This window comes from Ruegeria sp. HKCCD7251 (assembly GCF_013031165.1).
Lineage (GTDB): Bacteria > Pseudomonadota > Alphaproteobacteria > Rhodobacterales > Rhodobacteraceae > Ruegeria.
This window is the reverse complement of the sequence record NZ_WPZC01000006.1, coordinates 216422-229343: the sequence shown is the minus strand read 5'-3', so window position 1 is coordinate 229343 and position 12922 is coordinate 216422. Positions and strand designations below refer to the sequence as shown.

Sequence of the window (12922 nt, the reverse complement as noted above, 5' to 3'; positions counted from 1 at the left end):
GCTCGTCAGGCTCATAACCTGAAGGTCGCAGGTTCAAATCCTGCTCCCGCAACCACTTGGGTCCAACAGAGTCTCGAACAAGCCGCCGCAAGGTGGCTTTTGTCGTTCTGGACCAACCCAATCATTGCTGCCAGCGCACCCTCCAGTTCGATCTGCACGCCATAGCGCTCATGTTATTCTCCGTTTGGGACACTCCGTAGTCGGGTCACACGTCCAATAGCCGACGCACATCACGGCAACACTGATTGCTGAGAAATCGTGCTAGTTGAGACGAGGCAACCGCTTCAAAAGTTGAACACAAATAAGAGAACGGAAAGAGAACTATTTAGTCCCGGGTCTGTGTCGAGCCGCTGACCCGAACCGCCTGCGCTATTGGTGGGCTGCGGCGCTTCGGGTCAGCTAAGGTTTGTACAACTTGCGGCCGCGCGAAACACAAAGATCCCCAAAAAAAGCAGATCAATACACTTAGTCAGCAAGAGCGCAAAATCGGACGTTCCGGGCCGGGATGGGTCTCCCCGTCTCCGTTGCGTCCGGTTTATTCTTGCCGCTTTCCCTGGCAAACGATCAAAAAAAAGCGGTGACCACGGTGTGTTCACGACCGGCCACCAATTGTGAACTATGGTTCGGGGACTACCCCATCCCGCACCGACGCGGCTCCTTCTGGCCCGGTGCAGAAACGCGACTACGGAACCCACCGGTCGACGTATGTCTTCAGACACTCGTCGGACCGGGGACCGCCGAGACCGTACGCGGTCAAAGCGGGGCAGGTGAGAAGTCTGCGGGGAAGCGGCTGGCCTCCGACAAAAGGCATCGCGCGGATACGAACCTGAAAGCGAAGGGCCTTCTCCCGCAAGACCGGGGGGAAGGAGCGGGGGCCGGATATTGTCTGGCAAGCAAGGGCGAAGAGTTGTTTTTGGTAAAAACGGCCGTGGCAATCGCCTCGGCACTTCCTCTTGTATACCATTACATCTCCATGGCAGCTTTAGGTTGCAACCAGCCGCCAATGCACGGTCGCACTGACTAAAAACCAAATAGCAACTGCGACACTAGCGTGCTGACGCTGTCCGCCTTTCCTGCAGATTGATGCGAATTTGGCGCTGTATTAAGTGTGTTACTTCTGGCTGAGCAGAGTTGAGTACGAATCGGCCTCATTGCATTTCCCCTTGTGCTCATTGATCCGTGTCAAGATTTGCGCGGGCAAGAAGTGGTACAGTCAACGGTAATTCAGGGGGGGCTCATGGAAGAGTTGATTGAAATCGGAAGATCATTCGTCCAGGCCATGCGTGAGCGCAGGGGCCTTGGAAGTGTTGATGAGATGTATGCCGAAAACGCGCAGTCGATAGAGGCTGTTGTGCCTCCGGTTCGACAATTCCGCGTAACAAAGGGTCGAGAAGCCATCAAGGGAAAAAGAGAGGATTGGTTGGCGTCGCATGAAATCCAAGAACTAGAAGTGGATGGCCCCTACGTCCACCCACCCAACCGCTTTGGAGTGCGCTTCAGAGCTGAAGTGATTCAGAAGGCTACGGGTGAGCGTATGACCCTGCGCGAGATCGCGGTGTATTCGGTGGCGGAGGGCAAGATTGTGCTGGAAGAGTTTTTCATGCTGCCGAAGTAAGAAGAACGAATAACAACATCGGCTATTTGCTGGTTCAATCAATGCGCACGGCTTTCGGGCGAAGTGAAATTCCAGGCGGAGGTCGGGAATGCAACACAGAACAGTGGCATATTATGTAGGAGTTGATGCTGACGACGCGTCGATTTTGGAATGCGCTGAAACTGCCCATATCCAGAACGACCACCTGAATTGCGTATTGATCGCGGCCTTACCTAACCTGCCTTACCTGAAGTATGGATCAAACAGGTTCGTTGAGGCGGGTCTGCCCTCAAACTGGTTGGACATTCTTCACGCGAAAAATGCCGCCCTGAAGTCTCGCGCCACTGAAGTTGAAACGCTTCTTGCTGGGCAGGGCGTATCTGCAAATGTAACTGGCTTCATGGGACTTGGAGCAGAGTTACAGCAACTTGTAGCAGAACAAGCCAAATGCTCTGATATCGCTTTTCTAGACGCTGATTTGCGAAAAGACCCCGATTTATTTCACAAGATCACGTGCGGAGTATTGTTTCATTCGCCGGTTGCTCTGATGATCAATGGAGATCCGTTTGCCCAACGCGACTGCGTTTTTTTGGCATGGAATGACTGCTTGCCTGCGTCCAGGGCGACGCATTTAGCTTTACCCATTCTTCTGGCGGCCAAGGAAGTTGTAATTGGATGTTTTGATTTGCCGTCGCCTGAGGATGTAGAAGGTAGTGAGCACGGAACTGACCTAGCTGAATGGCTCGGCCATCACGGTTGCAACGTGACCGTGTCGCAGTTCCAGTGCGGGGGAAATTCAGTTGCACATTGCATTCAAGAACGATCAAGAGAAGCGGGGGCCGATCTCATTGTTATGGGCGCTTATGGGCATTCCCATTTGCGAGAGTCAGTTTTTGGGGGCACGACGCAAGCAATGTTGGAGCAGACAAGTTTACCAGTGCTTTTCGGACACTGATGAAGTGAGCCGATAACTGTGACTTTCCGGGAGTCATGGCTATCAAAGTTCATCGGTAAATACTTGAGAGACTTTTTTAAGAGTTTGCTTGAGGTTGATGCGTGTTTGTCCGCCTGTTTTCGCCAAGGAACTCTATCACAATTGACGTGAGTTCATCCCAGTCAGTAAACTCCCTTGCCCCTTCTCGTGGATCGATTTTTCGACCGAGCAAGACGACGTGCTGAAGAATCTCCCTCTCAAAATACCCGTAGTTTTCGGGCCTCACCGCGCCTGCGATCAAAGCCGTCGCATTTGGTTCAAATCCTGTTCGAAGAAGCATTTCGTCAAGATAGTCGCGTGCTTCTTCTCGACCTGACGCGAAAGCAGCTTTTAGACCGACGGAAAGCACGAGAGACTTTCGCTTCATTAAGGCATCTCTATTTGAAGCGACAAATGCTTCGAATGACTTGGGGTGCTTACGCTCGTGGACAGGGGCCAGGAGAATAACCTTGACCACATCGTCAAGTGAAACGTGGCTGGGCATTTCATCGGTATTGATCAGCTTTGCGTCGAAACCGGCATTCTTCGCGAGATCGGTGATGAAGCGCGCAATCTTTGCTGTCTGGCCTTCAACTGTAGCGAAGGCGATGAGTACGGTCATTCCGATCCTCCCATAAATCGGTCTGAATAGATTGCTGATTATGAATAAGAGGCGGGCTTTGCCCTTGATCTCCATCAAAGGCGTTACTTGGGAGAGTTGTGAAATTCCTTTTCTGTCCAAGCAGATCATGTCTTTTGAGTAAGTTCGCGACGACATACATCTCCACGCAAATCAGCCTTTTTCGGCTGATAATTTTGAAGTTAGCCAAGGCTCAATAGTTTGCCTGGTTACCGTAAGGAAAAGGCCAAGACAGCGATGAAGACTATGAAACTGATGCACCAAACTGCGAACTTCACCTGTTTGCGTGTGGGCAGGTTTCTGAGCAGTCTAATCATAGTCAAACCTTTCAGACAAAATCCGGTGGGGCGCGGTGCCCCGTGCGATCAGATGATCTTCGACGGCGTCCATCATGGCAGGGGGGCCGCAGAGAACAAAAAGCCAGCTTTCAAATTGTTCAGAAGACAAATTGCGATCCAACAGGGGACCGTCGATCAAGCCTGTCTCTCCGGACCAATCCCTTGGCGGTTCGGATAGAACAAATACTGTTTCTTCTTTGGACAATTCCTGGCGAAAAACAATCTGCTCCTCCACCCGGTTGCCATAGATAAGCTTGAGATAGCGCTGTGTTCTACTCAGTCGAACTTGACGCATAATGCTCAACATGGGCGCGATCCCGACACCACCTGCGATTAAAACAATTCCTGTCTCAGGGCGGTGGCTGATCGACAGATTCCCATGTGGGGCATCCAGATAGACCCGGGTTTGCAGGGCGATCTGTCCGAGACTGCACGTAAAATCCCCAAGTTCCTTTATCAGGAATGAAACTTCGGAGCCTTCGGCTGGTGCCGAACTAATCGAGAATGGGTTCTCGTGCAGCGAGAAAGCACTGTGGCCGACGTTTAGCCAGGCAAACTGCCCTGCTTCGAAGGTTAGTCCGTTGTGACCATCTGGCTTGATGCGAAACTCCCATTGCCTCGGTGTTAGTCGAGACACAGAAGTGACGCGCCACGGCCTTTTCCTCTGACGTAAAGGCCGAACGAGATAGACATACAGCACAGTTCCAACTGCAATACTGGTCAGGGTAAGCCAGAGATACGCCAATAGCGGATGCCCACCGTAGCGCCCAGCATAGACCGTGTGGTGCAACAGCAGGCAAGCAATCACCAAGGCTCCCAGCCAGTGAAAGAGGCGCCATGTTTCGTACTTGTAATCAAGGGATTTACGGGCAATTGCCGAGGCGACCAGAATGAACAGTAAAAAATATGCGCCGATGCCCGATACCAGCGCTGAAAAGTCGGTCGAAATCGTAATTTGATTTGTTTCATCCCACGGTCGGCGTCCGCCAGAAGGCGTACCCTGATACAGAAGCGGGTGTATCAGCGCAAAGCCGAGTGCTGTACGCGCCATCAACTGATGCACCCGCATGGTCACATCCATACCCAAGCCGGAAGAGATGAACCTGAACCGCCCAGACAGCAGGAACTCGACTAAGATTATTGAAAACGCAAGCATTCCAAGCCCGGACGCGAGCTCTTGATGAAAGGATCGTGGTGGCCATCCCAGAGACCAAGAAAAACCCAAGGGAGCCAAGATCAGCAAAACGTAAATCAGCGCCAGATAAAGCCATTTCATACGGTTTCGCTCCACTGTGCTAAAGCTAGGCAGTTCGGGCTCATTCAAAATAAACGCTAGGCTGACCTGGGGTTCCGATCAAGACTACTGAGATTGGTGTTAAATCCACCACGACATGGCAAGCTTGGTGGGCGATGTTACCCGATTCTGTTCGTTCAACCGGTGCGTGCGATCTGGCGAAGGATGAGGTTGCATGCTTGCGCAAGATCAAGGTCCTTGACGGCTTTTTCTGTCATAATGTTGCGCGCGCGAAATCAGACCAAAGGAGGAGGCTCAAAAAATGCTAGAAGACAAAAAATCCCCGCAACTTTTCACTGGAACGCATCCGCTCTCCGACAACTTTCGGCGTGAAATGGAAACCCTGATGTCGCGTTTTTTCGGGGGAGGATCACCTTTCCTACCAATGGAAACGGCTGCGCAACGCACGGGTTTTCCGTCTCTTGACATGACAGGTGCGATTTCACCTGCAATCGATGTCCAAGAAACGGATTCTGCGATTGTCCTGACGGCTGAATTGCCAGGGCTCGAAGAGGATGATGTGGAAATTGAAATCAAGGATCGCAGGCTAATCCTGCGCGGTCAGAAGAAGATTGCGCATGATGAAACGGGCGATCTACGTGTCAGCGAAAGAAGCTATGGCAGTTTTTCTAGAGCCATGTCGCTGCCAGACACTGTGGAAATCGACAAGATTTCAGCTGAATTCGACAAAGGCGTTCTGCACATCGAAATGCCGAAGTCTGAGCCTCAGAATCCAAGCCGTAAGATCAAGGTATCGTCGAAATAGACGGTCTGTTGGCTCGATACCATGCAAAAAAATGCCAATGCAAAGGGTCGATCATGGATCGGCCTTCTTAGAGTTGCGGCCTGATAAGTGTCTTTGGTTGAATCCGGGCAGGTATCGCAAGTGTTTGTATAAATGCGTTTTTTGTACATTCGCACCAGGCCATGGGTTTGGTGTTGCAGCGTGGTAGAATGCCCTCACGCGTTTGGATAGGGGGTCATAATGCGAAAACCAGAAGCGAGTAGCATTACATCCTCAGGAAATGCTGGTGAAGGTGAAGTGCGAGCCTTTCTGGAGAGCCTGACCGGACCCTCGCGCGGAAACGTGAACTGGCTTGTAGATAAAACCCTAACGGTTTCAGTTGACAATGGCAGGGTGCTAAACCTTCGACCTAAAGACAACCTGCCTCCCCATGATAACGATATTGCGACCCTACAGTGGGCTGACGACGGTTACACAATAACCGCATCGGTAGGGCGCAATGTATGGGTAAACGGACAAAAAACCTCATCGGCGTCTCTTAACCATGGCGACATGATCGAGTTTGGCGAAATGGGTCCTATGTCTCGATACAGGTTGTGCGATCACTCATTTCCCGCGCACCATACAGTCGAGGATATCCTCAGTGATGCATATGCTTACACCCGAACGAGCCGTCGACCTTTCGCTAAAAAGATGTCTGGTGCCCTGCGCGATAGTGGGCGGCGGCTTGCCTCTCAAACGACGATATTGTTCAGGATCACAGTTCTTTCGACGCTTCTTGTGATCGCGGGGTTTGGGTACCTGCTTTACCAAAACGACCGGCGCTTGGCGGATAGTATTGAACAGGAGTCCCGCAAGATTGAAGCGGTCGCAGTTATGCTCGCTCAGACGCGAGAAGACGCGCTTACGCCTGATGACTTGGCTTCGTTGCGTGACGCTTTTGAGAACCAGGTTTTGTCGACCGATCAGCGTCTTGGAACCTTGGAGCAACGGGCGGGGGCACCCACACGGGTGATAGCTGCCTCCACTCGATCTGTAGCTTTCCTTCAGGGGGCTTATGGATTGCGCCACGTGGAAAGCGGGAAGATATTGCGGCACGTTTTGGGACCGAACGGAGAAAACCAGAGGACCCCGTTTGGCCAGCCTTGGATAGAACCGGACGGGACCGGCGAACCTGCAGAATTTCAGTTCACCGGAACAGGGTTTTTGATTGCTGGGGTGCCATTGATGGCCACCAACCGCCATGTCGCTTTGCCCTGGACCTCGGGGAACCGAGAGAAAGCGCTGAGCGACGCTGGTCTTGAGCCAGAGATGTTGAGGCTGCTGGCCTATTTGCCTGATCAGACGAAACCAATAGAGGCGCGTTTGGTCCGGTTCAGTGAAGCGGCAGACTTGGCGATTTTGGCAGTTGAGCCAAGCCGCGTTCAGGACCTCGGCCTTCCTTTGGCGGATGCCACGTCGCGCGTCGGTGAAGAGCTTTATCTGTTGGGATATCCAACGGGTTTGAAAGCTTTGATCGCGCAGGCTGGTCCGAGCTTTCTAGAGGAACTGGAGGCAGAAGGAACGATGAACTTTTGGTCGATCGCGTCCCGGCTTTCCGCTCAAAGCAAGATTCACCCGCTAGCAAGCCGGGGGATCGTTGCGCGGACGAGTGGGAGCGCCATCGTTTATGACGCTGAGACTACGACCGGTGGGAGCGGAGGGCCAGCATTGAATCGGCGGGGCGAAGTAGTTGCCATCAATGCTGCGATCCTGCCCGAGTTTGGTGGTTCAAACATCGGCGTCCCGGTCTCACATCTCAGAGTTCTGCTGGGAGAGGTGGAAAGCCAGTAATCATTCGCTCGTTCGGAAGCGCGAGTTTTGAACGACGAACACTGTAGCCAGTGGAACGATCACTGAGATCACGGCCACAGAGATCAGCAAGTATCCAAGTTGACTATAGTCCGCGGTGGACGTGACCTCACCGGTCTCAGGGTTGGTGACAGCGCGCGTGATTACGTACGTCTGGTTGAGGTACTTGGTGCTGAGGCTGCTGGCCGACAATGCCATGTTTGTGAACGATGCCATCACGGCAAAAAAGGTCGCTTTCAATTGAACTGGGGCATTGCGTGCGATCCAAGCCAACATCGGGACCATGGCAATCTGCCCAAGCGGCGATTCAACCGCTGTATCAAGAATGGCAATGAACCTTGCGTCGACAACTCCGCCGGTATGCGCCGCCGTCCATTCATGTACACCGTAGTAGAGGGCAAGGTTGGGCAGTGCGAGAACGCCCGCGGCGATCGTCAGCAATGCTACCACATGCGCAATGGAGCGATTGGCCATAAACGGCCGGAGAACGATTAACCCCAGCAACGCCAGCAGCGAAGTTAACAGAGCCAGAATTGCTAGGAATTGTTCATCGAACCCCAGTTCATCGATTTCAAACCAAGTCAGGCCTGGTCCCGGCAGAGGAACGGCACGGAAAACAAAAATGATTGTCGCTGTCCCGATTAAGGCTTTGGCTTGGGCCGGTTCCAGCTCTTTGAGCAGGCGCGACATGAGGTACAAGATTACCGCCAGGGAAACCGCAAAGACTGTTTCCTGCGCAAATTCGAAATCAGCGGTTCCCAGCACGATGCTAAGCACAACGAATGCCAGGCCGCCCAGCAATATGGACCATTTGACTTCGGTGACTTCATCCGGTGTGTAGGGCGGGTGGCCCGATCTTATACGCTGACGCTGGATCAAGCTGTGAAGGACGACGCCGCTTACAGACAATACAGGGATAGCCAGAGCTATCAGGTAAACTTGGCCATAAAGTGCAAGACGATCGGGCTTTTGCAAGTCCTCTTTTCCAGAGAAAATCCAGATGTTTACAGCCGCAACCGCGGCAAACCCTGAAATAATGGAAACTCTGCCCAAGGTTTGCATCGTCGTGTGCTGAGCACGGGTTTCTTCAGGCGAAAATGGTAGGCCGTTTGGGTCAACCTTTGGCACCGCCTCAACCGTCATGGCGTCGGCAACAACGTCCTGAATGGCATAGCCCGAAGGCGCCAATAGCAACGCGACGACATACCAGTCTTCCAGTGGCATAATGGACGCCATTTGCACGGGAGCGGTCACAAGCCCATACATTGTGAGCAAAGAGAATGTGATCAGGGATGCGCCGAACAGAATCAGCAGGGACTTCCAGCGCCAGAACAGGTCCACGACATGACCAAGCGGCATTTTGAGGATCCAAGGGATACCGGCCCAAAACGCGAGTCCTGCAACGAAAGAGGCGGATAAATCGAGGTAATCTTTCAGGAAAAAAGCGCCGACGACCGAGGTCAGGCCGGACACGCCGGCCGCAAAATAGACCATCAATGGCGGCAGATAGGACCATTGCAGCTGCTGAACTAGATCCACAAACGTTCTATGCCACCAGGCCGAGAGTTTTGATCCTATGGAAGTTTGGTCAGTCGTCATATGCCGTGGTAGCTCGTGGAAGCCTTTGGGTCGTTGTATTTAGTTAGAGAAATCCAGATCCGAAAAGCAATGCGCTGGTGATCACCCCAAGGATCGGTACCATAAGAGGAACGCGGAAGTGCTTGGCAGCCTCGTCCGTCTGCATCTTCAGCAGGATCAGCGAAATGTTGACAAGTACAAAGACACCCAGAACGATCTGGGATGTGCGCTCTGCCAGAGTACCAATCGGTAAAGTTTGAGTCAGCAGTACGATGATCGCCACGACCAGCAAAGTAGCAACTACTGGTGTCTGCGTTGCTTTAGGGACTATCGCCAGAACCTTCGGCAAATGGTCACGGTCAGCTAGTCCGTAGATCACCCGCGAGGCCATGATCATCTGGATCAGTACTCCGTTGACTGTCGCCACAATCGCAACTGCGGAAAAGCCCTGTTTAATCACCTCGGGGGCGTTTGAAAACACAAGCGCGAGGGGTGCTGCGGACGTCGAAAGAACATCGATCGGAACAACAAGTAGAACGGTCATTGAGGTTCCAAGATACAACACGGTCGCCAGAACGAGCGTTAGCATAATCGCTTTTGGGATGGTGCGCACAGGGTCTTTAACCTCTTCAGCGACATTGGCCATGTCCTCAAAGCCAACAAATGCAAAGAAGGCGAGAAGTGATGCTGCGAAAATGCCTCTCCACGCGTCGAGTTCCAGCGGCGGAAGCATCGAACTGATCCCATATCCCTGCGGATCTTGGATCGACATGCCCCAGCCAATCACAAAAAGAAGACCTGCGATCTCAATGATCGTGATGACAGCCGCGACAAAGACCGACTCAGTGATCCCCCAAAGCGCGATTAGACCCATGATCAAAACAACACTGATAGTCAAAATAGGGATCGCAAAACCGGTCAAAGCGTGAAGGTATGATGCTGCGCCAATTGCAACGGCAGAAGCGGAGATAACGCCCGAGGCTGCCACCGCGAGTCCAACGAAAACCGCCATCCAGTTTTTCCGAAATCCGGCCTCAACATAGGCTGCTTCACCTGCGCTGACAGGAAATCGAGTTGCGAGTTCTGCATACGAAAGCGCGGTGAGTGATACGACGAGCGCAGCTACAACGAACGACAACGCCGCAAACGGTCCGGCAATGTCTGCTGTTGCACCGACTAAAACGTAAATGCCAGCACCGACCGTTACCCCAAGGCCATAAAGCGTGAGCAACGGGGTAGTAAGGGCCCGTCTGAGTTTCTGTTCGTTTGGATCAACAGAGTTCATAAGTGATTTCCGCCAACTGCCCATTCCGAACGTCGTCAGTGGCGTCCTTCTCTTTTTGTCTCGATTGGCGCAGCGACTTAATCCTTTGGTCAAAGCTGCACCGAATGCCTTGTGTCTCAACGTCTGGGCGCATTCGGCGCCAATCAACTAACTGGGGGCTCGCCATCACTCCTGCCGAGCCCCCGTGGGTGGAACCTCCACTCCTTCAAAATTCCGTTCACCTTTGTGTTACTTGGGGACAGGACGGTGAACGTAGAATATGTTGAAACATTCGAATTTCACTATGTAGTTCATGTTGGTGCTTTGATCTATGTCAATCAACTCGCGGCGTCGGGTCTGCGAGGCTGAACGCAAACCAACTGTCGTTTGTCGTCGAACTTAAAGGCAAAGCAAATGTGTTAGGCGGTGTGAGATTTAGGGTGGAAAGCTATTCGTGATGTTTTGGAACCTGTTACCAGCCTTGGGCGGCATCGGCCTGTTCCTTGTCGGAATGCTGTTGATGACGGACGGATTGAAGGCTTTGGCAGGGGCGCGACTGCGGGATATTTTGGGCCGGTTCACGTCGACACCGTTTACCGGGGCCGTAACAGGCGCGGTCACGACAGCTGCAATCCAATCTTCCAGTGCGACCACAGTTGCGGCCGTCGGATTTGTCGCGTCTGGTCTGCTCACGTTTCCCCAAGCGCTTGGGATCATCTTTGGGGCCAATATCGGAACGACCATGACAGGTTGGCTCGTCGCGCTCTTGGGGTTCAAGTTAGAGTTGGGGCAAGTGATGTTGCCCGTTGTTTTTGTTGGGGCTTTGCTGGCGCTTTCGGGAAGGAAAGCGGTTGCCGGCCTTGGGCTGGCGTTGGCCGGATTCAGCTTGATTTTCATTGGGATCGAGCAACTCAAATCCGGGCTTGACGCCTTTCGCGGCGTAGTTACCCCTGCCGATTTTCCACCTGATACGCTGCTGGGCAGGCTGAAGCTTGTATTGATCGGTGTCGTTATCACCATGGTGACGCAGTCTTCGAGTGCTGGTGTTGCAACGGCATTGGCTGCGTTGAGCGTCGGTGCCGTGAACTTCCCCCAAGCAGCGGCTCTGGTCATTGGAATGGACGTGGGGACAACTTTCACCGCTGTTCTGGCCACCTTGGGTGGGGGCACGATGGCGCGCCGCACCGGTTTTGCTCATGTGATCTACAACGTGATGACAGGGGCAATGGCATTTTTCCTGCTAGGGCCGTTTACTGCGGTCTTTGTAAGCGGGACGGGGGCTGGAAACTCTCTGACCGCGCTTGTCGCGTTCCATAGTTTCTTCAACGCCATAGGTGTGGCGCTGATCTTGCCGTTCGCGAAACCTTTCGCCAGATTTGTCGAGGCGCTCGTATCCGACAAAGGGGCTGACTTAACGAGACCTCTGGATCCTCTCGTCCTCGGGATGCCGGAAATAGCGGTGGATGCAGCAAAAGCCGCAGTCGAACAAATTGTAAGGGCCGAAGTGGCGCACCTTCGGTCATGTATCGGGGCATCTCAGCCAAGCGGACCCGACTATGGGCGGGACAGCATTGAGACTGCTGTATCGGAAGCGCGCTCGTACCTAGACAAGATTGAACTGCCCAGCAGGTCCGACGCAGAGATATCCAGCATCAAGGGTATGTACCATGTCCTCGACCATCTTGACCGGCTGCTTTACCGGTGTAGCCAAGATGATCGGATAAGCGAGTTACCAAAAGACCGGCGTTTGAAACGGCTTGCTTCGGTGTTGATTACAGCGACTGACGGCTATTTAGAGATCGACAATCCAGTGCGGTGTGAAAGCACGCTGAACCGTCTTCGCCGTTTTATGCGGCGACAGAGGAAACTTCGCAGAGACTTGCTCATCTCCGACGCTGCAACTGACAGTCTGCCGGACGACGTCGTTTGGGCTCGGTTGGATGCTCTCAGATGGCTGCATCGGGTGTCTTATCACCTCTGGCGAATTCGCTGGCATTTGAACGCATTGGAAGGAGTGCCGTCTGGGCGCAAGGGTGCTGAGGTCAATGACGACGTGGCGTAGTTGGAGGCTGGCCTTGATTAGATTTGGCACGTGCTCAAGCGCTATTCGACCTAAACGCCAATCTTCGTGCTGAAGGGTGCAACATGAGCGAGGTCAAAGAAGTTTCTTAAGGATGCGCATTAATAAGATTTGCATCCGGGGCAGCTAATTGGAGGAGCGTATGCAGATTGTTCGCGGGATTTTACTGGCACTGTTCGTCACAAGGCCCGTACTAGCGCAGGAGGTCAGCGTCGATGAGGGACGAGATTTGTACCGGACGTATTGCTGGCAATGTCACGGTTTCGAAGCGACCGGAGACGGACCAATGGCCGAAATGCTGGCTATTCGAACACCCGACCTAACCAAATTGGCGGGCGAAAACGACGGTGTGATTCCGATAGTTCGCATAGCTGAACAGATTGATGGTCGTTCACAATTGCTCGCCCATGGCGGCGAAATGCCAATCTTTGGCGCGGTGTTTGAGACAGACCAACAAATCGCAGTGGCTCTAACTAATGGGCAACCTATGATGGTAGGCCTGCCGTTGGCGAATTTGCTCGCCTTCCTTGAGTCGATCCAGTCTGAATAGTCACTGACCAATCTG

Annotated in this window: 10 protein-coding genes; 6 read left to right on the top strand and 4 right to left on the bottom strand. The window is 53.0% G+C overall.

The annotated features are described in order from the left end of the window. Window positions 1-1237: 1237 nt before the first annotated feature. A complete protein-coding gene (locus tag GOX75_RS15765) occupies window positions 1238-1615 on the top strand; it encodes a nuclear transport factor 2 family protein (RefSeq protein ID WP_171124669.1) in 378 nt (125 codons plus the stop codon). A gap of 88 nt (window positions 1616-1703) precedes the next feature. Further along, on the top strand, window positions 1704-2549 hold the full coding sequence (locus tag GOX75_RS15760; protein WP_171124667.1) for a universal stress protein: 846 nt from the start codon (window positions 1704-1706) through the stop codon (window positions 2547-2549). A gap of 76 nt (window positions 2550-2625) precedes the next feature. Here GOX75_RS15760 and GOX75_RS15755 read toward each other — a convergent pair whose 3' ends face one another. Both GOX75_RS15755 and GOX75_RS15750 read right to left on the bottom strand, forming a co-directional pair. After that, window positions 2626-3189: a flavodoxin domain-containing protein gene (locus GOX75_RS15755; protein WP_171124665.1), complete on the bottom strand. Its 564-nt coding sequence runs from the start codon at window positions 3187-3189 to the stop codon at window positions 2626-2628. A gap of 327 nt (window positions 3190-3516) precedes the next feature. After that, window positions 3517-4821 carry a ferredoxin reductase family protein gene (locus GOX75_RS15750; protein ID WP_171124663.1) on the bottom strand — a complete coding sequence of 435 codons (1305 nt, stop codon included), beginning with the start codon at window positions 4819-4821 and terminating at the stop codon, window positions 3517-3519. 280 nt (window positions 4822-5101) lie between these two features. Between GOX75_RS15750 and GOX75_RS15745 the strand changes: the two genes are divergently transcribed. Further along, window positions 5102-5605: an Hsp20/alpha crystallin family protein gene (locus GOX75_RS15745; RefSeq protein WP_171124661.1), complete on the top strand. Its 504-nt coding sequence runs from the start codon at window positions 5102-5104 to the stop codon at window positions 5603-5605. 219 nt (window positions 5606-5824) lie between these two features. Further along, entirely contained in the window at window positions 5825-7417 is a 1593-nt protein-coding gene (locus GOX75_RS15740; protein WP_171124659.1) for a trypsin-like peptidase domain-containing protein, read from the top strand. Here the strand turns inward: GOX75_RS15740 and GOX75_RS15735 are convergent, their stop codons facing one another. Both GOX75_RS15735 and GOX75_RS15730 read right to left on the bottom strand, forming a co-directional pair. Then, window positions 7418-9034, bottom strand: coding sequence for a hypothetical protein (locus GOX75_RS15735; protein WP_171124658.1), 1617 nt, complete (start codon window positions 9032-9034; stop codon window positions 7418-7420). Between the two features lie 43 nt (window positions 9035-9077). Then, window positions 9078-10298: an APC family permease gene (locus GOX75_RS15730; RefSeq protein WP_171124656.1), complete on the bottom strand. Its 1221-nt coding sequence runs from the start codon at window positions 10296-10298 to the stop codon at window positions 9078-9080. A gap of 436 nt (window positions 10299-10734) precedes the next feature. Here GOX75_RS15730 and GOX75_RS15725 point away from each other — a divergent pair, with 436 nt between their 5' ends. Continuing rightward, window positions 10735-12339 carry a Na/Pi cotransporter family protein gene (locus tag GOX75_RS15725; RefSeq protein ID WP_171124694.1) on the top strand — a complete coding sequence of 535 codons (1605 nt, stop codon included), beginning with the start codon at window positions 10735-10737 and terminating at the stop codon, window positions 12337-12339. A gap of 160 nt (window positions 12340-12499) precedes the next feature. After that, entirely contained in the window at window positions 12500-12907 is a 408-nt protein-coding gene (locus GOX75_RS15720; protein ID WP_171124654.1) for a cytochrome c, read from the top strand. Window positions 12908-12922: the final 15 nt, after the last annotated feature.

Coding starts and splice junctions, on each gene's coding strand:
- GOX75_RS15735 (WP_171124658.1), bottom strand. CDS start 9,034: ATGACGACTGACCAAACTTCCATAGGATCAAAACTCTCGGCCTGGTGG.
- GOX75_RS15760 (WP_171124667.1), top strand. CDS start 1,704: ATGCAACACAGAACAGTGGCATATTATGTAGGAGTTGATGCTGACGAC.
- GOX75_RS15740 (WP_171124659.1), top strand. CDS start 5,825: ATGCGAAAACCAGAAGCGAGTAGCATTACATCCTCAGGAAATGCTGGT.
- GOX75_RS15720 (WP_171124654.1), top strand. CDS start 12,500: ATGCAGATTGTTCGCGGGATTTTACTGGCACTGTTCGTCACAAGGCCC.
- GOX75_RS15730 (WP_171124656.1), bottom strand. CDS start 10,298: ATGAACTCTGTTGATCCAAACGAACAGAAACTCAGACGGGCCCTTACT.
- GOX75_RS15755 (WP_171124665.1), bottom strand. CDS start 3,189: ATGACCGTACTCATCGCCTTCGCTACAGTTGAAGGCCAGACAGCAAAG.
- GOX75_RS15765 (WP_171124669.1), top strand. CDS start 1,238: ATGGAAGAGTTGATTGAAATCGGAAGATCATTCGTCCAGGCCATGCGT.
- GOX75_RS15725 (WP_171124694.1), top strand. CDS start 10,735: ATGTTTTGGAACCTGTTACCAGCCTTGGGCGGCATCGGCCTGTTCCTT.
- GOX75_RS15745 (WP_171124661.1), top strand. CDS start 5,102: ATGCTAGAAGACAAAAAATCCCCGCAACTTTTCACTGGAACGCATCCG.
- GOX75_RS15750 (WP_171124663.1), bottom strand. CDS start 4,821: ATGAAATGGCTTTATCTGGCGCTGATTTACGTTTTGCTGATCTTGGCT.